Below are 25,973 nucleotides of genomic sequence, written 5' to 3' on the forward strand. Positions count from 1 at the left end.
ATTTACACTACCCCAAGTATCATTACCATCTACGGTAAAACCACTCGGAGGTGTGATATCAATATTTTAACTTCATATGAAGAGATACTAGACCAGTTTCCTGCATTATCCATAGATCTAAAAAATATTTTATTATTGCTACTAAAAGTTGTAATATATGGAGCTACAATACTTTCCCATGATCTATTACCTATCTTAACTTCTCTAGTGTTAACCCCTGAATAATCATCTAAAAATGTTGCAGTCACATTAACAGAATCTTTTGTGGGGAATGTGTTATTAGAACTGATTGATATTGTTGGGTTTACTTTATCTATATTAGATACTGAAACCGTTTCTGTTGAATAATTCCCTAATTTATCTGTCGCTTTAATAGTAACAATATTATTAGAGCTTAACGATACAGAACTTCTAATAGCATAACTTCCAGATCCTACCTTCATTTCAATCTTGTCTAAACCAACACCTGAATCTGTAGCTGAAGCAGTGACTGTAACATTACCATTAGTCAACCTAGAAGGAGATATTGAACTAGAAATTGATGGAGCGGTATTATCTTTCGTAAAAGAGTAATAACCAACAATTACATTTCCTGCAGAAGGAGGAAAAACTCTACCACCATGACTTCTTAACTCATAAGTACCTGTTTCCGAAATTGTAAATTGATAATTTTGATTCCATGACCAATCTTTCATGGTGTCTAGAGAAAAATAACTCTGTAAGGGATAAGTATCGTTTTTATAACTACCCTTAAAGGTGTAAGAATCTTTAAAATAAATAGTTCCACTTAAACTTAAGGTAGATAATAGTATTACTTGAATTAGTGCAAACTTTTTCATTTAGCAACCTCAACAAAATATTTATTTGATTCCTTCAAAAGTAATACTTCGTTATATATGTTATATTTCATTTCATTTAACATCATAATAGAATAATTTTTTAAATAAGTTTGATTCTTTATAAGTTTTATCATTTCAGAATTATTTAGGATGGAAACTTCTAATAACAATTTGTCAACAAGACTTAAATCGATATCTAATTTATCAATAATCAATGAATTAATAATAGAGTTTGAGTTATGTTTAAATAAATTCATTTCATATTTATCTTGAGATTCTAATAAATAACCTATAAAAACAAATGAATCATAATCGAAGATCTTAAAATCTAAAATACTCTTATCTGAAATCAGGGAAGTTTTTCCATGTATCCGTCAAAACTATATGCCATTAAAATATTTTGAAAAGTGATTCATCCTCTATTTGGGAGGATTTATGAAATCGAAATATACTTTAGAAGAAAGAAAACAATTAGTTATAGAACAACAAAAATCAGGTTTAACAATAACAGAGTTTACTAAACAAAAAAATATTAAACAAACAACCTTTCAGAATTGGCTTAGGAGATTAAAAGAAACAGAGTCAGAAAAGTTTGTGAAAGTTAAATTGAAATCAGAGAAACCTTTAGAACCAACGCTGCTAATGATAAATAGTATTAAACTAGAGATTCCCGCCACAGTATCATCTTCAAAGATAGCTCAGATTATTTCTGTGATAAGAGAGATATAATGATACTAGATTTTACAAACCTATCTATATATGTAAGACCTGGAGTAACAGATATGAGAAAACAAATAAATGGCTTATCTGTACTGACAGAAGACGAAATGGGAATGGATTCCGGTTCAGGAAGCCTTTTTCTATTTTGTAGCCGTAACAGAAAAACATTAAAGTGTATTTACTGGGATCGAAATGGATTCTGTATGTGGCAAAAAAAACTAGAAAAAGATAAGTTCCCATGGCCAATGACTGAGGAAGATGCTCAAGAAATAACTTTTGAACAGTTAAAGCTACTTTTAGATGGTATTGATTTTTGGAAAGCCCATAAAGAAATAAAGTTTAAAGAAATGAACTAAAGGGGTTTTATAATTATTATTAAAATTGTAGAATTCTTTTGTAATGACAGATATTAACAAGCAGGAATTACCTGAGGAAGTTTTAAAATATATAGATTCTCTTGAGAATAAGGTTACTCTTTTAGAAGATGAACTTCGCTTATTAAGAAGTAAACATTTCGGCAAATCTAGTGAAAAGATGCCTCTTCAAAAAGAACTCTTTGAGGAGTTTGAAGAAACTCCAATGGAAGAGGAGCCTGATGAAGAGATTATTGTTTCTGAATATAAAAAGAAAAAACCGGGAAGAAAGCCTATCAGTGATGAACTTCCAAGAAAAGATATAATTCATGATATTTCAGAAGAAGATAAAAAATGTGCTTGTGGTCATGAGCTTGTGAAAATAGATGAGGTTGTAACTGAGAGAATTCAGGTTATACCTGAAAAAGTATATGTAGAGAGACATATAAGACCTAAATATGCTTGTAGAAACTGTGAAGGTTCTGGAGATGAAGAGAAACCAGTTTTCAGAATTGCTCCTGCAGCTCCATCATTAATACCCGGTAGTATAATAACAGCAGGACTTCTTGCTTATATCCTGACTAATAAAATTTGTGACTATCTTCCATTTTATAGGCAGGAAAAGAGATTTGAACGGTTTGGAATCCCAATAAGCCGACAAAATATGTCTAGTTGGACTATAAAAGCATATAAAAAGCTTCAAATACTTTATGATATTATGAAAACCCACATAAAAACAGGTAATTATCTCCAGATGGATGAAACCGTTTTAAAAGTTCATGGAGAAGATGGGAAATTAGATTCAAGCAATTCATATATCTGGGTCTCCCGTGGAGGTCCAGTAGGCTCTGAAATTGTTTTATATGAATATAATAGATCGCGTAATGCCAATTATATAAAGGATTTCACACAAGGATTCTCCGGCTTTGTCCAGTCTGATGGATATCCCGGGTACGATAAAATATTTAAAGACAATGATGATATTATTCACGTAGGCTGTTTAGCTCATGCAAGGCGTGCTTTGTACGATGCTTATGTTGCTTCTAAACAGAAAAATAAGTCTAATGTTGTAATAAATAAGATCCAAAAGATATATAACGTAGAAAAAAAACTAAGGGCTAAGAATATGACTCCAGGTGAGTTTATTGCAGACAGAAGAAAGCAGGTTGAACCTCTTTTAGAAGACCTTAAAAAATGGTTGGACAAGAAGGCTGTAAATCTTCGACCAGAAAGTAAGCTCGGAAAAGCTGTGAAATATACTCTTGGACAGTGGGATAAAATCATTAACTATCTAGATTGTGCTGAACTAACTCCAGATAATAATGCTGCGGAGAGAGTCGTAAAACCTATGGTTATGGGTAGACGTAACTTCTTATTTTCTGGAAGTCCTGAAGGAGCAGAATCTCTATGTTTTTTCTACTCTATAATTGAAACTGCTAAACTTAATGGGTTAAATCCATACGCGTATTTAAAGTGGCTTTTTGAAAATGTAGTTTTACTTTCAGAAGGTGAATCGATGGAACACCTCACCCCTTGGAATTGTGATATGGTAGAAGTTAATAAGATTATGCTTTAACTGCCCAAGAAAATGACGGATACTTTTCCATCAAGGACACAATATTTATAAAACAAATTATCTTTAGTTATATAGTATACAGTATCTTGAAGAACTAAATATTTTCTAACATCTTCTACAATGTTACTTTCGTCAATATATAAGACTCCATCTAAGTCTTTATATGAAAAAGATTTGATTAGATCATCTTCAAAATAAATACTGTATGAATCATAAATATTTTTAACAAAATCACTTTTATAGTTTGTTAGTAGATCATCAATTTGATAAATTTCATATCCATATTTCTTAGAAATTAATATCCTATTTTGATTCAAAGGATTACTCATCAATGTAACATGAAGATTTTCAGAAAATACATTGTCATCTAATAGTAAAAATGACAGTTCAATATTATTAAAAGTAAAATAATTAATTGATAAGTCATTTTTTATAATGAACCCATGGTATATAAATTTATCTTTTAGAAGTAATAAATCAATTTTGTAATGTGACACATCATTCGAAACAACAATATTGATATCTTCATTATCATTATATGATTTGAGATATAGAACTTCATTAACTTTATAGGCTATCAAATAATCTGTCCTAGTATTTTCAATAATACGGAAATCTTCAATACTTTCACCGACTGCATTATCAACTAATTTAATCTTTTCAAGGTTTTCGTCAAAAAACCTAAGTAAATACACACTATTGTTTAGTCCATCTTTTGTAAAAACCAGAAGTGAAGAACTATTCCTACTCAAATTTAAAGATTCTATTTTATCAATTTTTTCATTATCGAACAAGTTATGATTTACAATGACGAAATTATCTGATTTATCTTTTTTCACTTCTTGGACAAGTTCTAAACCAGCTATGTAAAAGAGATGCATATCACCATTTCTATTAACTAATAATTCTGGGCTAGAGTCTTCATCAGAGAACTGTACAGGATACTGTTCAGTTTCAGCTATACCATTTGAATAAAGAAAGCTAACTGACAACAACAACAACAAAAGAGAGACTAAAAACTTATTCATTATTTCCTACCTAGTATTTGATACTTATATTAATTTCTATATCAATTTATTTTTTTATATTATATTTTAATAGAAAATAGCACATATAATGCGATGACACAATAATAATTTTTTTTACTATCAACCAGAAAGATATGATAAAGGACAGAGGTATTTACGAAAACTTCATCCTCCTCTTACTAACAACGAAAACACTGTAAAGAGAATGGAGTTATAACTTTGGTTATATTAATCCAGTTTTTTAATGATTAGACTTTTTTTATTATGAATAGATGAGTAGAGGCTATGATCTTCACCATAGATTACCCAGTAACCAGTACCAAGAATCCCATTCTGAGGGATAGCAATATTTTTTACATTATTCTCAAAATCTAGAATCTCTACTTTTTTATTTTTAACAGATATTGTTTTAGTCTCATCTTTATAAATAATTTGTGAGCTATTTGATTCAAATAAGTCCTCTAGAGTAGAATTAGCTGGTTCATTGTATGAGTTAAAGTAATAGTTGCTATTAAAAGCAATATATATTCCAAACTCATCGCTGAAAATTTTATTAGGAATGGAACCTAGTCCATACTCCTTAGTCCAGATAACACCACCATTACTATCTAGTAGGTATAGAGAATAGTTGTCGTAAGTGGTGTACGTGTTATTAGAGTTTAAGGAGAAGTAATTCATTCTAGAAGATATTCCCTCTTTTATTTTAATCTCTTTTAGTAATTCACCTTCTGGTGTAAAGATGGCAACTCTTCCTTTAAAAAAGTCAGGGATATGTATATTACTATTCTGGTCAACATCAAAATATAATGGGGACCATATCCCCTCATCACTTATGTCAATGGATATTTTATTGCGGTTGTTTCCCCAGTAGATTGTAGTATCAGATAATAAATTAAAAGAAGTTAAAAGTACTACATATAATAGGGTTGTGAATCTATTCATAGTTAACCTCTAATAAACTTTCAAATTCAGAAAGCACCTGTTCCAATGTTCTCTTTTTGCCATACAGTATAATAACTTCACTGTAACTGTTAGTATCATAAATTGTAAATGTATACTCACGAACAAAATTTCCTAATATAATATCTTCTCCTTCTACATAGTCAGAGACCATTAGATATCGAGTATCAAAACTGCTTAAGCTAATACTTTCTAGGTTAATTTCAGAAGTATAGGTTGTTACCCCCCAACTGTCTTTTAAAAAAAGTTCCTTTATTCCTAGTATGAGGGGATCGGTACCACTACTTACAGTTATAGATTTATCGTTTGGGTCAAAATAATCTAGTACCATGTTTTTATTAAAAGCGTCACAAGACAGAAAACTAACTAAGATAAAAAACAGTATAAATGATTGTAATTTAAGCATAAAAAGAAGTTTATCTTATTGTATTATTAAAATAAAGCTAAAATTATGGTAATTTTTAATAAAATAGTATAAAAAATAATATGCGTAAATTTAATATTTTTTTTTACTTATCGTCTCTATTTCTAATGCTTTCCTGCAGCTTATATGACAATGATTTTAAGATTAACCGTTTTACGAATAATAAGATCCAGGTTAAAGAGGAAGGTTGGCTGTTCATGATCTATGTAAGTGGATCTGGAAATCTTGAAGGAGAGAGTTTATTAGATGTAACATCGATGGTTGATGGGTACAGTAAAAACATAAATAAAAACGATTTAGATATAGTTATACTGCACGATAGAGGTCCAGGATTCTCTACTGATCAAGGAGATTGGACAGGGACTTATCTATATGAAGTAACTGATTCAGGATTAAAAACCATTAATAGCGTAGAATCATGGAGGGATTCTATTGACCAAGAAGAGTCTATGGGTTCACAAGATACCTTAGATAATTTTTTAACATGGGCTATATCCAACCACTCAAGAGAGAAACAAGCATTAATCCTATGGAATCATGGTGGAGGTTTAAGTGGACAAAGTATTCCAGAAGCTAGAGCCGTTAGTTGGGATACAGAAGATAGTGGAGATAACATAAATGAAGCACTTTATGTTTATGAGATTCAAGATACATTAAAAAAACATTACAACAACCAAACTCAGTTAGATCTACTTGGTTTTGATGCATGTTATATGGGAATGTTAGAGATTGGATATGAGTTTAAAAACATTGTTAACTATATGATAGCATCCCCTGCAGAAGAGACAGGAGGTTGGAGATATAATGATTTTATAGAGAAAATTTCTAAAGAGAGTTTAGCAGAGCAGATAGCAAAGGAGATAGTCAGCAGTTATAGTAATTATAGTTCCACTAATAACCTACCTAACACATTAACTGCGTTTAATCTAAATGAAATAGAAGAAGTAAAAGATATAATCTCTCATTTAGTAGAAAATATTAAAGCATTAACAGATAGTGAAGTCTTAGCACTTAGACAAAGCAGTATGGAGTACTATCCAGAAGCAGACTCTGTTCTATATCCCTATATTGATATTGGATATTTTGCTGATCAATTAAGTGAATTCAGTAGCTTGGAGTTAAATTTATTAGATTTAAAAAAATCTTTAAATAGAGTTATAGTCTCATCATTTAACAATTTACATAGTAATACATTAGAGAATTATATGGGAATTTCTATATTCTTTCCGGAACAAAAAGATGATTACAAGTATCAATGGTGGTATACAGCTGATGACACTGGAACTTTTGGTAATGTAGACTTTTGTATAGATACATCCTGGAAGGCTTTAATGAATAGATATTTCAATTAGAAAATCTATTTAACCAAGTTTATCTTTTATAGACTCAATAGGGATTTACATGTAATATGGATAAATATTTATGAAACTAAAAAAAATACTAATTACAATACTTTTGTTGCTACATATAAAAGCGTATACACAGGAATCTCAAATATTAGAGTTTAATAATAGGCCAATTAGGGATGTATTAATGGTCTTAGCAGACTTAACCAATAAAAATATTATCCCTGATGCCACAGTTACAGGAACATGTAGCTACTACTTCTCTACAGAAAACTTAGATGAAGCACTGGACCTATTTCTCCTAAGCCAGAACCTATATATAAGTAGGCTAGAGTCGGCATATAAAGTATCAAAAATAAAAAGTAGCATCCAGGAGGATCTAATTTCCATCACTTGTAAAGATAGTGATCTCTCCTTGGTACTGGATAACTTATCAAACTTAACAGGAAGAACAATACTCTTTGACTCCCTCCCAGGTAGTAGAACTACTTTAAATATTAATGGTTTATCAATAAACAAAATACTAGAGATAATCTTTGTTAAATACCCAGAGTATATAGTAGAAGATAGTGTTGATTATTTATATATAAAGAGAGAGGTTGTAAGTAATAACTCAAGCACTCCAGAGTTATCAGAGAGTAATGGTATAGTGCTAAATAGTGATGGTACCTACTCAATAAACCTTATAAAAGTTAGATTTAGACAGGTGTTAACCGAGTTATTTAACAAAGCGGGATATGAATACTCCATCCAGGGTAGATCAGACTCTATCATAGATAAGCTATCTTTTAAGAATAAATCATTTATAGAGATGCTAAATCTAATACTAGAAGGGGGCAACTCAGACTATGTGCTATCTAATAGTATCTACTACATATTTGATATTAGCAAGACAGAAGTAGCTAACAGACATGTAGAAACGAGGATAATAGAGCTAAAACATATTAAAGTGAAAGAGCTATTAAAACTAATTCCCGGAACTTTTATGAGTAACAACGTATTAAAAGTAGATGAAGCCTCAAACTCTGTAATTGTCTATGGAACAGAGATAAAAAGTGAACCAATTATTAAATTTATCAGTTTAATAGATAAAGAGACAGATAGTACACCAAGATGGTTTGTAATGAACTTTATATCATCAGAGATATTTAAAAGTCTCTTAGTTAAAAACTACCCTCAAGACTCCATAATAAATGTGGATGAAAACTCATTTATTATGATGTTAAACGATATTGAGTACAAATCTGTTCTTGAGTTAAAAGAGAAGATGGATATTCCACCCAAGAGTACTCTTATAACCTTAAAATATATTAAATCAGATATACTAATGGAGCACCTACCAAAAACGATTTCAGCAGATAGTATTATACTTACTCCTAACCCATCAAATATTTTTTATTATGGAAGTCAGGAATCATATAGATCCTTTTTAGAAGAGTTAAGTAGAATTGACCTTCCCACTCCACAGATTAAATATAAGGTTCTAGTTCTACAAAATACAGTTGGAGATAATTTTAATTTTGGATTAGATATACGATCCCACTCTGAAAACAATGGGGATATATCTCTTCCAGAGGATGACTGGTCATCTTTTTCCGGGGCTCTAGGAGGTCTACTTAATTTAAACTTCAATGTTCTTTCTGCTTTAGGCCCACTATTTAGTTATGAATTACAGGCTGCTTTAAGTGAGAATAGATCTAAAATTCTAGTTGATACAACACTACAGGCTCTGTCTGGAAAGAAGGTTAGCTTTCGAAATACAACCACTACAAGATTCTACAAATCTACAACAGATGCTGATGGAAAAACAGAGTCTACTGGGGCTACTCAGGAGGTTTCCTGGGGGATACTACTAGATATAGAGGGATGGATTAGTGGTGATGGTATGATTACAGTCAATGTTCAATCAACAATATCAGATGAGACTAAAGTTTCAGGTGAGGCTTCTGGTATTCCTTCTACCTCAGAGAAAATTGTTAATACCGAGGTAAGAACAAAAGAGGGAGAACCTGTTGTTATTGGTGGGCTTATTAGTAGTAAAAACGAAAGTGTAATAGAGAAGACACCGATACTTGGGGACATACCTCTGCTAGGTAAACTGTTCCAAAAAACAGAGGATAGGGATACCCAGTCAGAATTCATAATCTACCTCCTACCTTATATAGATAAATCTACAGAAAACAGTACTGCTTTAAGTATTAAAACTGCTTACAAGGAGTTAATAGATTAATGGAACTTGTAACTATCGAAGATTATAAAAACGATATAGGCCTTCTTAACCAATATCCAGTTAAATATATAAAAAACAACGGCATATTAAAATTAAAGGAGAGTGAATCAACCCTGATTATTGGAACAACCAATAGAGCCAGTAAACAGGTATACACTCAACTTGATAATCTACATAAAGAGAAAAAGATTATATACTGTAGGGTAAATAGTAGCGAGTTAACATCATATCTATCTAAGTCCAGCTCTATAAACAGTATATATAGCGAGAAAAAAACAGAGCTTACAGACCTTAATAAATTAGCAAATGATGCTCCAATTATCAATCTTGTTAACTCTATAATAATTGATGGAATAAACCTTGGTTCATCGGATATACATATAGAGGGTTATGACTCTGAGGTAGTTCTAAGATATAGGGTCGATGGGGTATTAGTAAAGTCGGAGAATATTAGAAAGGAGCTCTTCTCCCCTATTAGTTCAAGAATTAAAATAATGGCAAATTTAAATATTATGGAGAAAAGACAACCCCAGGATGGTAGAGTTAGTGTCCATCTAGAAGGGGTAGATATAGACCTAAGAATATCAATAGTACCTCTATCAACAGGGGAGTCTATTGTACTAAGATTATTTGTTAAGAAGAATAATTTAGTTTCCCTGGAGGATTTAGGCTATTATGGAAAAAATTTAAAAATACTAAAGGACGTTATAAATCTCCCCTATGGTCTTATTCTAATTACAGGGCCTACAGGTTCTGGTAAAACAACAACCTTAAATGCCTTATTACAGTTACTAGATAGTTCCCAAAAGAAGATAATTACAATAGAAGATCCTGTTGAGTACTCTGTTCCAGGAGTAAATCAGATACAGGTAAACAATGAAATAGACTTAGGTTTCAGCGATATACTACGAAGGGTTCTAAGACAGGATCCAGATGTAATAATGATTGGTGAGATAAGGGATAAGGAGACAGCAGAACTAGTTATTAGAGCCTCGTTAACAGGACATCTTGTACTATCCACCCTACATACCAATGATGCAGCATCCTCTATTTCCAGACTTAAGGATTTGGGAGTAGCTGAGTATCTAATTACATCAGTACTTAAGGCATCATTTGCCCAGAGATTATTAAGAACGATATGTTCAAAATGTGGTGGAGATGGTTGTAAAACATGCTCAAAAACAGGGTTAAAAGGTCGTATAGCTATCTCAGAAGGCTTTGTTATGGATGAAACCCTTGAAGCACTTATCCTTGATAACGCAAAACCATATAAAATAAGAAAACATCTAGAAAATTCAGGGATGAAAAGCCTCTATCAAGCTGGTATTATATCAGCTAATAATAATAAGACAACAATGGACGAAGTAACAAGGGTGCTATCTTGTTAAAGTATCGTTGCAAGGCAGTTAATAGTTCTGGAACAGTTGTAGAAGTGACCCTGGATGCTAGAGATAAAGATGAGCTATATACTCTATTAAGAGACAGAGACCTCTCCCTACTTTCAGCTATAAAGGTTAACTCTAGCAGATTAAAACTTAATAAAAATCAAATAATAACCTTCACCCAGACTATTAGCCTCCTATTGAACTCTAACCTATCTATACAGGATGCAATTAAGATTGGACAGACATCCTTTACAGATAAAAAAGTAGTAACACTTTCTAATCTAATTACAGAAAATCTTGATAGAGGAGAGTCTCTCTCTGGAACATTGAAAACACTAAACCCTGGATTTTCTGACCTCTATATAGGTTTAATAGAGGTAGGAGAAACAACAGGAAATCTTAAAAAAGTAATAAATCAACTACACTTTTTCTTAGATAGGGAGAAAAAGTTCAATGATAAGTTAATTGGGGCTATAATTTATCCTATTATTGTTCTATCTATGACTTTAATTTTTAGTGTGGTATTTGTAATTTTCATCCTACCAGGGTTTAATGAGATGTTCCAAAGTTTAGGTGGAGGATTAGCAGATACCCTTGTAAATAGGGGAAGAACTTTAACAACAATTGTAACAATAACTACTCTTCTACTTGCAATTGTAGTTCTAATTCATCTTAAAAGAGATCAGAAGATAGAAGAGATTTATCTAAAAATACCCTTTATTGGTAAAATAGTTCTAGAAAATGAGACATTTAATCTTATTTTTGCTCTATCAGTACTAACTGAGAGCTCCCTAACAATTGAGAACTCTCTAGATTATGGAAAAAATGTTCTTAAAAACAGTTATCTAAAGAGCCAAATTGATAGTATAAAAAACTCTATAATATGTGGTTCATCTCTATCATTAGCTTTCAGAGAGACCCTTTTTCCTAGTAAAGTCTCATCCTTTATTCAAGTAGGAGAGAAAACAGGTAATATAACATCTATTTTTAATGAGTTAAGTAGTTATTATCTGAAAGAGAGTGAAAAGAGAATAGAGCGGTTTATGACTGTGATAGATCCTATTTTCACCCTACTTTTAGGTTCAGGACTACTGCTTCTAATTTCAACATTTATTCTACCAGTTCTTACCAAGATGGGGGACTTACTGTGACAAATAATCAGATTGATAACTTTCACACTATAATATTGGATCTATCAAATGTTAATACTAAAGAAGAGATTGAAAACTATATTCCCAGTCAGTTAGAGTTACACTTCCCTGATCCTTCAGAATTGATTTATGACTATATAATCCTTGGAAAAGGTGTTAATAGAAGAGGTCTACTCTGTTACACCTTAAAATCTATAGCAGAAGGTTTAGATCAAAAGAGAATCCTCCATCCTTTCTTACTATTTAAGCATATCTATAATAGGGATGGAATTTACTCAGTAATATACAACAAAAATATACTAACAGTTGAGATAAAAAATGGGACATATACATCTGCTTCTACAGGTCTACCAGAATCTGATATTGATAATCTTATTTTAATATCGGACAACTCTACACCTAACTCCTTAAACTTAAACAAACTATACAAAAAAGTTAAACATGACCTATTTTTTATCAAGAGTGGGTTTAAATATAGATCAATTTTACTACCGATTTTAGTTTTTTCATTAACTATTTCCCTAACCCTATATGGACTAAATAGGTACAACTACAGTCACCTTAAATTGAATGAATTACAACAGGAGTTAACCAGCATTCAATTCAAACAGAATAATGCTGAAGAACTAAGGTCAATGTATAACCAGGTAAAAGAGGAGATTCATATTATAGAGAGCCATTCAACTCCTGATATTTATTCTATCTTTTCTGAATTAACAAAATATGGAACCGAGTATAAAATTATCAATTTTAGCTACTCTGATAGGTTTATCAGGATAAATGCTATAACCGATAATAGTTTGAATCTAATATCATCGCTAAATAGATCCGAATTATTCAATTTTAAGCAAAACTCTACTATAACTAAGGGTGATTATGAGTATGTAACCTTTAGTGGAGAAGTAATATGCCAATAGAGAGAAAAGTAATGTTGTCAATATTAACTATAATAATACTCACCTTTGGTACATATCTTCTATATAACAATTACTACCTGGTTTATAAAGATAATCTAAGTAAAATAGAAAAGTACACCACATTAATTACTAAAACTAAGAACAGTGAAGAAAACTCTGTCTCAACTGTGGATATTGAGGAGTTAGAACATCGAATTGATGAGTTAAACAACTACTTCTTTGATCAACATTCCATAGTAATTACTACTGTAACGACAGATATTCTAAGTAGACTCAAAAGTCACACTATATCTGTCTCTGGATTTCAGGAGGGGATGAACTCAGTCCGATTCACAATTAAGGGAGATATTAACGACTTAACACGTTTTTTTTATAGCCTCTCCTTAGAGAAAAAATTTTATGACTTTCCAAGTATCTCCATCTCCATGATAGATAACAATAATTTCCAGGGTAGTATCGATGTAAAAAGAGTCCTTCTAACAGATAAGCCTGTAAATAAGTATATTACAGAGAGTTTTAAGAGGATTAAATTTTCATCAGCCTATATTGATAGTAGCCGTATAATGGGAACATCTTTCATTACCCAAGAGGAAGTAGTTGAGAAAGAGCCAGAAGTTATAGAAGATAGAAAGTTAGTCAAAACAAATAAGTTTCAATTTGTAGGAACTCTTAGACAAAACAAAAAAGAGATAACAATGTTTAGAGAGAGTAGTAATGGACGAATATTTAAATTTCTGTTTGAAGAAGAGATTGATGGGTGGAAATATTTAGGTTTAAAAATAGTAACTATATGTTTGAAAAGGAAGATATCTTATATGAGGTTAAACAGTGATAAAAATCTATAACTTAGTAATTGTGATAATAATTCTAGGATCAATTTCCTGTGTATCGAATAATAATAGAAGTAGTACTCTGTCAAACTCACTTCTTGGAATTCTATATGATAATGATAATAACCCATTAAATAATATAGACCTTGAGTTTATTAATAGTGAGTTAGAAACAGTTACAACTACAACGGATATAGATGGAAAGTTCTTTATCCCGGAGCTGGAGTTTGGTAAATACAAAATTATTATTAGAAATAAAATCATGAACCAAACTGTGGAGATAGAACATTACAGTATAGAGAATATTCTAATTCTAAGAGTTAAAACGATAACAGATTTAATACTGGACCTTGAGGTCTGTTTAGAAAAATCGGATTTTGATAGATCAAAACTCCTTATTTCTAAGATTGAAGAAATAGATAAAGATAACGAGTTCTTTATCTATTTAAAAGGGATATACCATTATAAAATAGATGAGATGGATCAATCAGAAACTCTCCTGTTAACTTTAGAAGGTAGAGATTACGCCTATGTCTACCTACTTCTTGCAGATATTTATCAGTATCATAAAAGCACCCCAAACAGAGCAATTTACTACCTAAAGAAATTTCTTAATATAGAACAGGACAAAATAATATACAAACGTTTAGAGGAGTTGGAAAGTGATAATTAGAAAGATATTAAAAGAGGATGATGGTTGGACATTTATTGAGACAATTATTGGTATTGCCATAGTACTACTACTAAGTACCGGTGTGGGTGTCGTAGCAACAAAACAACTAAGTAAAGCAAATGTAACAGCAGCTAAAAGTCAGATTGGCAACTTTAAATTAGCTTTAGAAATCTATAAACAGGACTGTAAAATATACCCAACCCAGGAGCAGGGCTTAGAAGCACTTTACGAGAAACCACAGTTAAGTCCAGCACCTCTTAACTGGGATGGGCCATATATAGATAAAAAAGTACCTCTAGACCCATGGGATAATGAGTATAAATACAACAACCCAGGTGTAAATGGCCTACCATTTACAATAACAAGTCTAGGTGCAGATGCATTACCAGGAGGAGAGGGTATTAATAGTGATATTCACTCCTACGAGTAGCAATGATGATGGTTATATTCTACTAGACACTATAATCTCTCTACTAATCCTAACTATTCTCTTAGCAAATGTGTATGGTCTAGTTATTAAGGGTTTACAATTTAAATCAGAATTAAATGAGAGAGTGACAGCCTCTATAAATAAAAGTCTGGAATACGATGAGCAGTTCAAAAACCTATAGTAATGATGGATTCACATTGATTGAAGTTATAGTTGCTATTTTAATTGTAGCAATTATCTCTACTGTTATATACACAAACCTAACTGATATCAGTCAAGCTGTTTCAAAATCTAAACAATCATTAAATAGAGACTCGGATATTCTTACCCTACGTACAATTTTGTTAACAGAGGTTACCAATATTAATAGTCCCTGGTATATTAAGGAACTTAAGGTAGAAAAGGATGATAAAGCTATAAAAATCTACTATTATAATGGAGACCCAAATCGATTCATAAGTTTTTACTTTTCAGATGGTATTAGGATATTCATTGATAGTTCAGAGATATTCTACTCCAACCTATTAGATGGAAAGTTCTTACTAGATAATAGAACACTACAATACACCGAAAAGGAGATTTATTTCTGTCTAACTCTTTTGTAACCTTTTTATTAGCAATAGTAATCTCAACCCTGGCAATTTTTTTCAGCAACTCACTACTACTCCACAGTAAGCTTTTAAACAAGCAGATTGAAAAGATAGAGAATTTAGAGTCAGATCTGGATATAATTACATCTATTAACGCTTTATTAAAGAACTCATCTGATCAGTCCACTTTCGATATTATTAGATCGGTAGAAATGTTATCTAGGGAAAACCTAGGGGTTATGATTGTAGACGAATCCTCAAAGATTGACCTTAACTTTATAGACTTCACCCTATTTAAAGAGTCTGAGTTTCAAAAGCTACTAAATAACCGAAGTTGGGTAGATCTCCAAGATGAGAGAGAAGCGTTAGGGTTTATCAATAATATTGAGATCTATAGAGAGTACTTCAGGGATGATGTTGAGTTCGGTGCTATCTTTACAACCCATAGTAAACCAAATATAAATAATAGCAGTGATATATCTCTAGAAATGTTATACAATTTAGCAACAGCAAATAGTAGTAGAGCATCAATATTTATAAATAAAGTAATAACTAGACGTAAGAGTCAAAATCCATACACAGAAGAGGAGATAGATAAGGAAATTAGGGATTATGTTACTGCACTTCCAAGCTGGAACATTAATACCCTAGACCCCAAATTACTTAAAGCTCTTCTCTCCAAATACGATTTAGACTACATGCCTTTATATAGAGAAATAAAAACAGAGAAAGAATTAAAACAGATATATAGGGTCCCAAAAGAGAAAAGCTCCCTATACACCTATCTAGGAGTAACAACTACCTGTTGGAAGATTACTGTAGAAGACAATATAAACAGAGTAATGACTACCCTCTGGTATGGGTTAAATGCAGATTTAACAGGATACTTTCTTATAAACAGGAGTAAAATATTACTATGATCTTATTTTTAATCATAGCTTCAACCCTTCTAGCTATCTATGATATTAAAAAACTGAAAGTTCCTAATCTAGGTAATCTACTGCTACTTGTTGTTGTCTTTGGTAATCTATTTCTAACAAATTACAATATAATACCACATATTATAAGTGGATTAGCTGCATTTCTAACCTTTATACTGATCTATTTCATTTCTAAGAGAAAGTTAGGAATGGGAGACTGTAAATATACAGCTATAATCGCTCTACATTTCGGTTACAACTTCTGGTTATACTCTGTTATGACAACATCAATAATTGCTCTGTTTGTAACAATCCCCCTGCTACTATCTAAGAAGATTAAAAGAGATACAAAAATCCCTTTTATGCCATTTTTAGTATCTGGTTGGATATTATATTATTTTCTAACCTAATATATAATTTAAAAATCAACACTTATTTCATCTTCTTCTAGTTTAATTATTGTTGTAGTGGTTTATGTGATTATTACTTAGGGTTAGTTTTAGTTTATTAATTATTAGTTGGGCGAATAGTAACAAAGTTACTACCTGGCTGCTCTGGGCTACGCTTTCGCTTCGACCTAGCAAGCTAGTTTGGCTAACAGATGTATGCACATTGCCCTACGTATCCATTTCGCAAGGCAATGTGCATACATCTGCCACTTTTGTTATTATGATTTTACCATTGTCTTGGTATTTTGTATAAGTTAAATACAGATTCCATCAAGTTTTTCTTTTGATAGATAAAATATATCACCATTATTCTTTATAGCTGGACCAAGAAATAATTTCTTCTTAAATTTTAAATAACTCTAGAGGCCAACCATTTTTTATCAAGTATATGTATACCTGTTGAGACTCCAAAGTATGAATCATTATCGTAATCAACTCCGCTTAAAGTTAATCTCCCTTTTTTATATTTTTCAAAAGAAGGTGCTCCTGGAACAAACCTTGGAACAGTTAGATTATTCAACAAATGCAATTCATCCCAGTAATGGTACTTAGATTATACCTTGGAGATTTTTTATAAAATACTTAAATTGTAGTTTTTTTGTTTTGGACAGCTATGATAATTTATTATCAATTTTTAGATTATATATATACACATAAAAAAACTAATGTTATTATTTATACAAATTAGTTGCGAGTAGAAACTAAATAATTAATTATATTTGCAATTTAATAAGAAATTTAAAAATATATTTTACGAGGCTATATTAATGAAATTAACTGCGAGTTCAGCTGTTTTATGCATAATTATGCTATTTTTTACATCATGTCCGAATACTGTTCTGGATGAACTTTCAATGCATGTGGTAACTTTTAACTCAAATTCAGGGAGCTTAATAGTTAAACAAAATGTATTTGATGGTGATGTAGCAATTAAACCAGCTTCACCAATAAGAGAAAATTATGTTTTCTCCCATTGGTATGAAGATGAAGACTTAACCAATATATGGTCTTTTGATAACAAAGTTCATAGTGATATAACACTTTATGCTGGTTGGTTAGATATTCCGAAATATTCAGTTTCATTTAATACTAATTGTGATACTTCCATTCCTTTGCAAATTATTAAAGAAGGCGGATATATAATTGAACCAGATGATCCTAAGAAAGAAGGATTTACTTTCATAGGCTGGTATAAAGAAGATACACTAGAGAATAAATGGATATTTAATAACGACAAGGTTATATCAGAGACTACACTTTATGCAAACTGGACTTCATTACCTACTAGTGCAGTTACTTTTAGGACTTATTCTGGAAATATTTTAGATACTGTAAATGTAATTCAGGGTGAGGTTGTAGAAAAACCCACAGATCCTTCAAGACCTGGATATAATTTTGTTAACTGGTTCTCAGATTCAGATTTAACTTTTTTATGGGATTTCAGTAGAGAAATTTCTAGTGACATGACTCTTTATGCATCCTGGAAGAAAGCTTATTACTCAGTTACCTTTCTAACGAATTCTGGATCTACAATATCAACAAAATTATTAACCTATGGTGTAAAAATAGATAAGCCTATAGATCCTAAAAAAATAGGATATACATTTTTAAATTGGTATTCAGATGCAAACTGTACAGTTTTATGGGATTTTAATAATGGAACGGTTGCATCAGATTTAACGCTTTATGCAGATTGGTCGCCTATACCTAGTTACCTAGTTTCCTTTAATTCAAACGGAGGATCTAATGTTTTAAGTGTGTCTGTATACGAGGGAGAGAGTGTTGTAAAACCTCCTGCACCGTCAAAAAGTGATTTTATGTTTTATCAGTGGTATAAGGATTCAACTCTTACTGAAATGTGGAATTTTAATAATGATGTTGTAGTTTCTAATATTACTTTATTTGCAAAATATACAAAGGTTGGTACAACAAGTGAATCTGGAGGATATATCTTTTATGATGATGAAGATGATTATGTAGATGATCTCCCTGGAGTAAGGTTTTTAGAGATAGCTCCAGATAATATATCAACCTCTATGATTTGGGGTAAGTTCGATTATTCTATAGAAGGAGCAGACGGAACAGAAATAGGTTCAGGGAAACAAAACACTGATGATATTGTGATTAAAGATGATACACCTAATAAAGCTGGTGATTTTTGCACCGAATATTCCATTACTAGAAATGGTGTTACTTATGATGATTGGTACTTACCATCGATTGATGAACTGATGTTGATCTATAAGAACTTAAAATCAAATAATATTGGAGGAATTCCATCTGAATGGTATTGGACTTCATCTGAGGTTAGTCCAAAAAAAGCATCGGCTGTAACATTTGGTGGTGGAAATATATACTTAAACTCTAAAAGTGTCAAAAATTATGTGATTCCAGTGAGAGCATTTTAGATAATATTTTATTTAAATAACTATATAAAAAAAATGGAGAAAAATATATGAAGAAGTTTTTAATTTTAATGTTATCACTTATTGTAAGTGTTAACATTTTTTCTGATCCAATAAAGACCACAAGTATAACAGTACATTATCCCGAAACTGTAGCTGCAACCTGTAGTGAGAAAGGGTGTCCTGGTGAAACCAATTGTGGTCATTGTGTAAAAACTCCGCATATAAATTATGATAAAAATGGAAATCCTAATGGAGGATACTATACTTTCTCTTGCCCTGGACATCCTTGTACTATTGCTCATACGAAAATTGAGGGTAGAAAAAAAACTATTGAAGTCAGTGTTGATTTAAATCTTCCCGGAGCTCAACAAAAGATTGATGGTTTTGAAGTATATGTAAAAGAACTCAACGAAGAACTGCAAAAATCACCAAATAATATTTCAGTTATCCCAGGTTCTTCAGCAACGACTGAAGCTAAATTAAATAATGCTTTGAAAAGTATTTTTAATAAGGTTCCAGATGTAAAGTTCAAAGATAGTACAACAATTGCAACTGAAAAAGGAAACAAGTTAGAAGAAGAAAATAATATTACAAAACAAGTTTTATCAGGAGACCCAGTAAGAACAGGGACTGGGGAATTCTTTACGAAATCTACTGATTTTACTCTTCAAACAGGAAATTTAACATTTAATATATCTAGGTCATACGCTTCACAAAGAGAGGCTGAAACAGAGAAGTTTGGTTCATTATGGTCAACTAATCTTGAAACGCATACATTGTGGGGAACCAGGCCTAAAGCTCAAGAGGTTTATGATGAAAAAAAAGATTTTTATACAAAATTATATGAAGATTACGATTCTGCTATAGTTTCCTACAATAACTTTGTTACATATGGTACAGAGAGCCATATTAGCTTAGCAGATGCTAGAGGTAAATATGAAGCGTTAATATCAAACTTAAATTCAATAGAATCAATCCTAGAGAATAAAAAAAAGGAATATTCATATTCTGAAATAACATCATACCTAGATGAACAAAAAAAAATCGTAAACAACGAAAAAACAACTTTAGTTCAACCTTATCTTGACGATTTGAATGATATAGAAAGTTATTATAAAAATACGATATATCCCAATATAACATCATTTAAAAGTTATATAGATACAAATATTAAACCTTTGGTTGATGATGCGGAAAAACTCCTTAATCTTACAGATGATAGAAATATATTAAATAAATATTTTAATGATCAATTCAGTTTATCCAATGTTGGAGAAAATTATATAGTATATTTTGATGAATCGAATTCTCCTCATCAATTTTATATTACAGCAAATCCTGATTATGAAACATCCAAAAAAATACCAGGTACAAATATTCCAGACTACTATCCTAATGGTTCATTGACCACATATAAAGACAGTAGCCTTTCTTTAGAAATACTACCAGAAGGTTTTACTAAACTATCTGAGAATAATGGTACAATTAAAACTTTCAATTCAAACGGGTTATTAGTTAGACAAGAAGATCAAAATGGTAACTATTTTGAATACAAATATTCAGGGGAAAAACTAACAACCGTTATAGATAATTTTAAAAGAGAAGTTAAAATAGATTATTTGGACAATAAAATTTCTTTAATTGTGTTACCTGATGAAACAACAATTAGTTATGCATATACTGGAGATCTTTTATCCGGAATTATCGATCAAGATAAAGATTCTACAAGCTATGAATATGATGGGAAATTACTAAAAAAGATAACTAAAGCTGACGATAGTTTTCGAACTTATAATTATGAATTACTAAATGGGAAACCAAGGGTGACCTGGACTATGGATGAAGAAGGTAGAAAAGAATTTTTCTATTACGATTTTAATAGTGACAATTCAATATCTTGTTGTACTTACATTAATGTAGAAGGAATAAAAGAAAAACAATTTTTTAACAAATTTCTTAAGATTGAAAAAGTTGAATATTACCTAGATGAAAAAGTAGAAACTGTTAAAAAAATTATTTATGACGCAAGTGGTAATGAAATAGAAACGACGTTGTCTAATTCTGATGGAAATATTTTAGAAAATATTATAAAAACTTATGACAATAAAAATATGGTTACATCAGTTCACAGAAATAAAATCAATATAGAGAATCTCTCATATACCAAGTCAGGAAAAATTGAAACATATTCCTATGTAACACAAAAAGGCTGGGCAACGATAAACTATTTTTATGATAGTTTTCAAAATTTAAAAAGAGTCTCTTATCCTGATACAACCGAAGAGAAATATTCATATAATAGTAAAGGACAACTAACTCAATTTAAAAATCGAACTGGTCATGACATCGATTTTGACTACGATGATTTTGGTAATATAAACAAAAAAAATGAAAAAATTTCAATGTACTCACCTGATAAAGGTGACTATGTAAGTTCGATTGTCACTAATATCATAAATGATAAATTAGGACGACCATTAGAAACAAAAATATATCAGGATGGGATTTTACAATATCATTACAAATACAAATACACTAAAAAAGGATATATAAAGGAGCATAAATCTCTAGATGGTCAAAATCAGTTAGTAATTAACAGTAAAGAGTATAACAATCGGAAGAAGGTGTACAAAGATGTAAATTGGTATGGCAATGAGAACGTCTACGAATATGATTATACCAATAAATTGTTAAATGTCACAAATAAACTTGGAGAAGTAGTTTCCTTAGGTTATGACTTATTGGGACGAATGGATCATAAGACCATTACTGATTCCGATAAAAATATTGTTGAAAATTGGTGTTATGCTTATGATGGCAAATCAAGGGTTATTAAAGAGGAAGAAAGTATATCTGGATATATTAGAGAGTTTACATTCTATGAATATGGAAAGATTAAAACCCAGAAAACACATCTAAATTCCGATGTAACAGATTTTGAAATTATTGAATACTTTTATGATACATATTTAAATATTGATAAAGTGGTCCTGAATAAAGAGGAAGTTACAGATTATGAAATCGATCCCGCTAGTGGTCTTGTATTAAATATAACAACCCCAGGTGGTCGAGTTATTGATTATATATACGATGAATTTAATAGAGTAAAAGAGAAAAAAGGTTTTGGAGGAGATTATACATATACTTATGATCCATATGGGAGAATAAAATCGATTGAAAACATGGGTGTTATTAAAAATTTTGCTTATAATGGTCGTGGTGATTTGATCAAAGACTGGATTGGAAATCAAGGTGATAACGCTAGAAAATATGGATATGATGGAGCAGGAAAAACAGTAGCAATTCAAGATAATCTAGGTTCCTGGAAACAAATTGAATATGATAAATTAGGAAGGGTAATACGAGAGATCAATCCAGATAAAACAGAAAAAACTCAAACCTGGGAAGTTTTGGATACTGGTGGATATAAAACTTCACTATTAGATGAAGATAAATATGTATGGACTAAATACTACGATATACTAGGTAGGCTTACTGTTCAATTAGATCCTAATCAGATTGATTCAGATCTGATTAATCCTAACAACATCGATCCTACACAAAAAGGCATAACATATAAGTACGATCCTTTAGGTAGAACAATAAATTATAAAGACCAACTAAATAGTACGTGGAAATATGAATACTCTCCTTTAGGTTTAACCAAGGAGATTGATCCATTAATGAGAGAAACAAAATATCAGATGGGGCCAAGTGGAAAGATTAAAAATATCTCTAAACCTGGGGATGATCTGATGGAATATAATTATAGTTATTATAAGGATATAAATCAGACTCTTTTTAAGGTTGAATCATTCAGTAACGGAAAACTGTTACATACAACATTCTATGATCTAGATAAGATGATTAGTAAAGAAGAAACCCCTCTTCTTGTAACACATGAGTATGTATACAATGAAAAAGGTCAACTAACAAGGGAGATCAATAGCAGAAGTAATAGTCAAGAATATATATATACAAATGATAGACTATCAGAAAAAAATGATTTTAATAAGGATAACTTTAAATATCAATACGATGATTATGGCAATATTATTGATATTAGCATTAACAATGTAAAAAAACTCCACTATGAATATGATAATAATGGACAACTTAAAGAAGCAACCAATTTTGATAGTAATCAAACAAATAATTTTACATACAACAACAGAGGATTATTGGAAAGTGCCAAATCTTCTTACGGTTTAGATACTTGGTATACATATACAGATAGAGGGTTACTTAAAACAGAAAATAGGACTTCAACAAATTCTCTTATAAATTACAAGTACAATCCTTTAGGTTTACTAGAAGAGATCAGGGGAGATAACCTTTATGGACTCTTCAAATACGACAAAAGAGGAATGTTAATTGAAAAAGATTTAGGGGATGGGTTCGCAAATAGAAAATCTTATAATGAGATCGGGCAAATAACTCAAGAATCTTTTATTTATGGTAAACAGGTTTACAGTAGCACAGGATATGTTTATAATGATAAGGATCAAATTAATTTTAAAATTAGCGAAAAAGGTGAGTTAACATCATACAAATATGATGATCGAAATAGACTGAGTGAAGTATATTATCCCTTAAATGGTAGATTTGTAACGCCATTTCTAGAAGAGAAGAATGAAGTAGGCCTTGGAAATCCAAACAATAATGGAGCCAATGGAATAGTTCAACCTGAATATTTAAATATATCAACAGAGGAAAGAAATAACATTCAAAATACTTTTGATAATCAGGATTTGCAACAAAGTACATTTTTTAATTTCAATCAAAATTTCTGGAAAGAAAGATACAGATACAATTCAGATGGCCAAATAACAGAAAAGGCAGATGCCTGGGGAACTATAAATTACTCCTATGAAAATGGACTTATGAGTAAGAGAGGTGAAAATATATTAAGCTATGATAAAAATGGAAACTTATTGAGTGAAAAAGGATCAACAATAGACTTTGAATACAATTATGATTCTAAAAATAGGTTAATTAAAGCTTTTACTTCTCAATCAGGAAAAAATACAGAAATTGACTATGCTTATGACGCTTTGGGTCGAAGATTTAGTAGAAATGAGATTGTCTCTAACAATGGAACTCAAGAGAGGAGTAGTTTACAAAACTATAATTATATTGGTAAAAGCTTTAATTTGGAAAGTAGAAATTATACACAAAAAAGTGGCCTTCAAGACTTACAGAATTACTATTATGGGTCAGGAGAGTTACTAGCATTTTCTGAACTGAGTGAGATTCATTACACATTTAGTGATTATCAGGGATCAATGATAGGGTACACCACAGGTAATGGTTTACAAAACAATTATATCTATGATGCTTTTGGATCTCCAGTTTTGGGAGATTTTGACCAGGAGAATATTTTGGGATATAATGGTAAAATGTATGACAATGTTACAAAACAGAGTAATTATGGATACAGGGATTATCAACCAACAGTAGGTATGTTTACTACAGTTGATCCAATAAAAGATGGCTACAACTGGTATGCATACTGTGGGAATGATCCGATTAACCGAATTGATCCAAATGGATTAGATTGGATCAAAATAATAAATAGAGATCCTACAACGGATAATACTATTGCCACAGAAGGTGGGGATGTTGGTCACACACAAACCGAAACATTTGATGAAGATATGAATTCTATGGGTGTACAGGGGTTTAATAGTAATAAAAACCCATTAATTAAGACAGGAAAATCAGTTGAGGGTGGATATGATAGTGATTCCATGAAAACTGGAGGGCTTATTACATCGACATTAATAGAAGTTTCCCCTCAAGAAAGAGCAGAATATGAGAAAGTATGGGAAAAGAGAAAAAAGTCGTCTGAAAAATTAACGTATAATTTATTAGGTTCTGCTGCTATGGATGACAGTTTGATGTGTACAGAAGCAGTATTAACTGCTCTAAATGAAAGTGGCGTTCTCAGTTCAGAAGAAAGTTCTATTCTAAATGCACCTTATCAAGATTGGGAAAATGTTTTGCCAAAATCTTATCCAGCACCATTTAATCCAACAGTTGATTTTATTAAAACTTTTAGCGTAACAAATCCAAATCCAAATGAAATGGCAGAACGTATTAAACAACTGGAATCTAACAAAAATACATCAAGTAGTGATTGCGAATGAGAGGATTGATAATAGTCATTTTAATAAATATTGGTCTTTTTGCTTATAGTCAGAGTATTATTGATTATAAACCTTTATATCCAGTTATAAATTTGTTACCTTTGGCAAGTAATGAAAGTTGTTTTATATTTATTAATAAAGAAAAAAAACTTGTTTTTGAAACACAGATTTCAAATATTATAAAATCTAGTCAATTAAATTTAGATCGTATCACACTGGAGAAGTTGATAAATATTGAAGCTCCATTTTACAGTCCAAGTACTAATGCAAACTATTGTATGATAAGAACATGGGGTAGAAAAGACTATAAGGATGCATGGTATATATTAAATTATGATAAACAAGAAAAGATTTTTACCTTTAATAAATATTTTGAGACTGGTTTTGGGGGAGTACAATCCCCGCCCATAATGCGGGATTCTGAGAGCAATTATACATTTTTTTATGAAATTGAATATGATCCATTTAAGAGTAATGAAGGTACAACTTTCGAATTAAAATTAAGTAAGAAAGGCTCAGTATCAGAAACAATAATAAAAGGCCAAGGTGCTCCATCTTATAATTATATCGGTAATGATCTTTTTTTGTAGAAGAA

23 protein-coding genes are annotated in these 25,973 nt (G+C 31.0%); 18 read left to right on the top strand and 5 right to left on the bottom strand.

The features are described 5' to 3' along the window. Window positions 1–29: 29 nt before the first annotated feature. Window positions 30–839 carry an OmpL47-type beta-barrel domain-containing protein gene (locus EW093_RS05610; RefSeq protein WP_149567453.1) on the bottom strand — a complete coding sequence of 270 codons (810 nt, stop codon included), beginning with the start codon at window positions 837–839 and terminating at the stop codon, window positions 30–32. Window positions 840–1,274: 435 nt separating this feature from the next. Here EW093_RS05610 and tnpA point away from each other — a divergent pair, with 435 nt between their 5' ends. From tnpA to tnpC, 3 genes are read left to right on the top strand one after another with little or no spacing between them, the layout of a single operon-like run. Next, complete coding sequence (tnpA, locus tag EW093_RS05615; RefSeq protein WP_149567402.1) at window positions 1,275–1,568, top strand: IS66 family insertion sequence element accessory protein TnpA; 294 nt, start codon at window positions 1,275–1,277, stop codon at window positions 1,566–1,568. Beyond that, window positions 1,568–1,915 (top strand): IS66 family insertion sequence element accessory protein TnpB, encoded by a 348-nt coding sequence (tnpB, locus tag EW093_RS05620; protein ID WP_149567401.1) that lies wholly within the window; start codon window positions 1,568–1,570, stop codon window positions 1,913–1,915. The genes tnpA and tnpB overlap by 1 nt, the downstream gene beginning before the upstream one ends. 43 nt (window positions 1,916–1,958) lie before the next feature. Next, window positions 1,959–3,488 (top strand): IS66 family transposase, encoded by a 1,530-nt coding sequence (gene tnpC, locus EW093_RS05625; RefSeq protein WP_149567400.1) that lies wholly within the window; start codon window positions 1,959–1,961, stop codon window positions 3,486–3,488. On the opposite strand, the gene EW093_RS05630 is transcribed toward tnpC, so the two are convergent. The 3 genes from EW093_RS05630 to EW093_RS05640 all read right to left on the bottom strand — a co-directional run bounded on the left by EW093_RS05630 (window position 3,485) and on the right by EW093_RS05640 (window position 5,882). Beyond that, entirely contained in the window at window positions 3,485–4,516 is a 1,032-nt protein-coding gene (locus EW093_RS05630; protein WP_149567454.1) for a hypothetical protein, read from the bottom strand. The two genes, tnpC and EW093_RS05630, sit on opposite strands and share 4 nt — an antisense overlap. Before the next feature lie 228 nt (window positions 4,517–4,744). Then, window positions 4,745–5,458, bottom strand: coding sequence for a hypothetical protein (locus EW093_RS05635; RefSeq protein ID WP_149567455.1), 714 nt, complete (start codon window positions 5,456–5,458; stop codon window positions 4,745–4,747). Continuing rightward, window positions 5,451–5,882 (bottom strand): hypothetical protein, encoded by a 432-nt coding sequence (locus EW093_RS05640; protein WP_149567456.1) that lies wholly within the window; start codon window positions 5,880–5,882, stop codon window positions 5,451–5,453. The genes EW093_RS05635 and EW093_RS05640 overlap by 8 nt, the downstream gene beginning before the upstream one ends. Before the next feature lie 215 nt (window positions 5,883–6,097). Here EW093_RS05640 and EW093_RS05645 point away from each other — a divergent pair, with 215 nt between their 5' ends. From EW093_RS05645 to EW093_RS05700, 12 genes are all read left to right on the top strand, one after another. After that, window positions 6,098–7,252, top strand: a complete 1,155-nt coding sequence (locus EW093_RS05645; protein ID WP_187759849.1) for a clostripain-related cysteine peptidase — start codon at window positions 6,098–6,100, stop codon at window positions 7,250–7,252. Window positions 7,253–7,322: 70 nt separating this feature from the next. Further along, the gene (locus EW093_RS05650; protein ID WP_149567458.1) at window positions 7,323–9,476 is read left to right on the top strand and encodes a secretin N-terminal domain-containing protein; all 2,154 of its coding nucleotides are present in this window, start codon (window positions 7,323–7,325) and stop codon (window positions 9,474–9,476) included. Then, window positions 9,476–10,864 carry a GspE/PulE family protein gene (locus tag EW093_RS05655; protein WP_149567459.1) on the top strand — a complete coding sequence of 463 codons (1,389 nt, stop codon included), beginning with the start codon at window positions 9,476–9,478 and terminating at the stop codon, window positions 10,862–10,864. The genes EW093_RS05650 and EW093_RS05655 overlap by 1 nt, the downstream gene beginning before the upstream one ends. Continuing rightward, window positions 10,858–12,012, top strand: a complete 1,155-nt coding sequence (locus tag EW093_RS05660; RefSeq protein WP_149567460.1) for a type II secretion system F family protein — start codon at window positions 10,858–10,860, stop codon at window positions 12,010–12,012. The genes EW093_RS05655 and EW093_RS05660 overlap by 7 nt, the downstream gene beginning before the upstream one ends. Then, window positions 12,009–12,929, top strand: coding sequence for a hypothetical protein (locus EW093_RS05665; RefSeq protein WP_149567461.1), 921 nt, complete (start codon window positions 12,009–12,011; stop codon window positions 12,927–12,929). The genes EW093_RS05660 and EW093_RS05665 overlap by 4 nt, the downstream gene beginning before the upstream one ends. Continuing rightward, on the top strand, window positions 12,920–13,774 hold the full coding sequence (locus EW093_RS05670; protein ID WP_149567462.1) for a hypothetical protein: 855 nt from the start codon (window positions 12,920–12,922) through the stop codon (window positions 13,772–13,774). Before EW093_RS05665 ends, EW093_RS05670 begins: the two co-directional genes overlap by 10 nt. Next, window positions 13,758–14,432 (top strand): carboxypeptidase-like regulatory domain-containing protein, encoded by a 675-nt coding sequence (locus tag EW093_RS05675; RefSeq protein WP_187759850.1) that lies wholly within the window; start codon window positions 13,758–13,760, stop codon window positions 14,430–14,432. Before EW093_RS05670 ends, EW093_RS05675 begins: the two co-directional genes overlap by 17 nt. Next, entirely contained in the window at window positions 14,422–14,862 is a 441-nt protein-coding gene (gspG, locus tag EW093_RS05680) for a type II secretion system major pseudopilin GspG (RefSeq protein WP_246745074.1), read from the top strand. Before EW093_RS05675 ends, gspG begins: the two co-directional genes overlap by 11 nt. Continuing rightward, entirely contained in the window at window positions 14,840–15,043 is a 204-nt protein-coding gene (locus EW093_RS05685) for a hypothetical protein (RefSeq protein ID WP_149567464.1), read from the top strand. The genes gspG and EW093_RS05685 overlap by 23 nt, the downstream gene beginning before the upstream one ends. Next, complete coding sequence (locus tag EW093_RS05690) at window positions 15,021–15,467, top strand: prepilin-type N-terminal cleavage/methylation domain-containing protein (protein ID WP_149567465.1); 447 nt, start codon at window positions 15,021–15,023, stop codon at window positions 15,465–15,467. Before EW093_RS05685 ends, EW093_RS05690 begins: the two co-directional genes overlap by 23 nt. Before the next feature lie 197 nt (window positions 15,468–15,664). Then, on the top strand, window positions 15,665–16,372 hold the full coding sequence (locus EW093_RS05695; protein WP_149567466.1) for a general secretion pathway protein GspK: 708 nt from the start codon (window positions 15,665–15,667) through the stop codon (window positions 16,370–16,372). Beyond that, window positions 16,369–16,782 carry a prepilin peptidase gene (locus EW093_RS05700; protein WP_149567467.1) on the top strand — a complete coding sequence of 138 codons (414 nt, stop codon included), beginning with the start codon at window positions 16,369–16,371 and terminating at the stop codon, window positions 16,780–16,782. The genes EW093_RS05695 and EW093_RS05700 overlap by 4 nt, the downstream gene beginning before the upstream one ends. Window positions 16,783–17,170: 388 nt before the next feature. Here the strand turns inward: EW093_RS05700 and EW093_RS17275 are convergent, their stop codons facing one another. Then, window positions 17,171–17,344 (bottom strand): hypothetical protein, encoded by a 174-nt coding sequence (locus EW093_RS17275; protein ID WP_187759851.1) that lies wholly within the window; start codon window positions 17,342–17,344, stop codon window positions 17,171–17,173. A 244-nt stretch (window positions 17,345–17,588) separates the two neighbouring features. Between EW093_RS17275 and EW093_RS05705 the strand changes: the two genes are divergently transcribed. The 3 genes from EW093_RS05705 to EW093_RS05715 are packed head-to-tail and all read left to right on the top strand — an operon-like array spanning window position 17,589 to window position 25,968. Further along, window positions 17,589–19,229 (top strand): InlB B-repeat-containing protein, encoded by a 1,641-nt coding sequence (locus EW093_RS05705; RefSeq protein WP_149567468.1) that lies wholly within the window; start codon window positions 17,589–17,591, stop codon window positions 19,227–19,229. Window positions 19,230–19,276: 47 nt separating this feature from the next. Further along, window positions 19,277–25,378, top strand: a complete 6,102-nt coding sequence (locus tag EW093_RS05710; RefSeq protein ID WP_149567469.1) for an RHS repeat-associated core domain-containing protein — start codon at window positions 19,277–19,279, stop codon at window positions 25,376–25,378. Beyond that, window positions 25,375–25,968 (top strand): hypothetical protein, encoded by a 594-nt coding sequence (locus EW093_RS05715; protein WP_149567470.1) that lies wholly within the window; start codon window positions 25,375–25,377, stop codon window positions 25,966–25,968. Before EW093_RS05710 ends, EW093_RS05715 begins: the two co-directional genes overlap by 4 nt. Window positions 25,969–25,973: the final 5 nt, after the last annotated feature.

The sequence above is a fragment of the Thiospirochaeta perfilievii genome, from assembly GCF_008329945.1.
GTDB lineage: Bacteria > Spirochaetota > Spirochaetia > DSM-2461 > DSM-2461 > Thiospirochaeta > Thiospirochaeta perfilievii.

Coding starts and splice junctions, on each gene's coding strand:
- EW093_RS05610 (WP_149567453.1), bottom strand. CDS start 839: ATGAAAAAGTTTGCACTAATTCAAGTAATACTATTATCTACCTTAAGT.
- tnpA (WP_149567402.1), top strand. CDS start 1,275: ATGAAATCGAAATATACTTTAGAAGAAAGAAAACAATTAGTTATAGAA.
- tnpB (WP_149567401.1), top strand. CDS start 1,568: ATGATACTAGATTTTACAAACCTATCTATATATGTAAGACCTGGAGTA.
- tnpC (WP_149567400.1), top strand. CDS start 1,959: ATGACAGATATTAACAAGCAGGAATTACCTGAGGAAGTTTTAAAATAT.
- EW093_RS05630 (WP_149567454.1), bottom strand. CDS start 4,516: ATGAATAAGTTTTTAGTCTCTCTTTTGTTGTTGTTGTTGTCAGTTAGC.
- EW093_RS05635 (WP_149567455.1), bottom strand. CDS start 5,458: ATGAATAGATTCACAACCCTATTATATGTAGTACTTTTAACTTCTTTT.
- EW093_RS05640 (WP_149567456.1), bottom strand. CDS start 5,882: ATGCTTAAATTACAATCATTTATACTGTTTTTTATCTTAGTTAGTTTT.
- EW093_RS05645 (WP_187759849.1), top strand. CDS start 6,098: ATGATCTATGTAAGTGGATCTGGAAATCTTGAAGGAGAGAGTTTATTA.
- EW093_RS05650 (WP_149567458.1), top strand. CDS start 7,323: ATGAAACTAAAAAAAATACTAATTACAATACTTTTGTTGCTACATATA.
- EW093_RS05655 (WP_149567459.1), top strand. CDS start 9,476: ATGGAACTTGTAACTATCGAAGATTATAAAAACGATATAGGCCTTCTT.
- EW093_RS05670 (WP_149567462.1), top strand. CDS start 12,920: ATGCCAATAGAGAGAAAAGTAATGTTGTCAATATTAACTATAATAATA.
- EW093_RS05690 (WP_149567465.1), top strand. CDS start 15,021: ATGAGCAGTTCAAAAACCTATAGTAATGATGGATTCACATTGATTGAA.
- EW093_RS05695 (WP_149567466.1), top strand. CDS start 15,665: ATGTTATCTAGGGAAAACCTAGGGGTTATGATTGTAGACGAATCCTCA.
- EW093_RS05700 (WP_149567467.1), top strand. CDS start 16,369: ATGATCTTATTTTTAATCATAGCTTCAACCCTTCTAGCTATCTATGAT.
- EW093_RS05705 (WP_149567468.1), top strand. CDS start 17,589: ATGAAATTAACTGCGAGTTCAGCTGTTTTATGCATAATTATGCTATTT.
- EW093_RS05710 (WP_149567469.1), top strand. CDS start 19,277: ATGAAGAAGTTTTTAATTTTAATGTTATCACTTATTGTAAGTGTTAAC.
- EW093_RS05715 (WP_149567470.1), top strand. CDS start 25,375: ATGAGAGGATTGATAATAGTCATTTTAATAAATATTGGTCTTTTTGCT.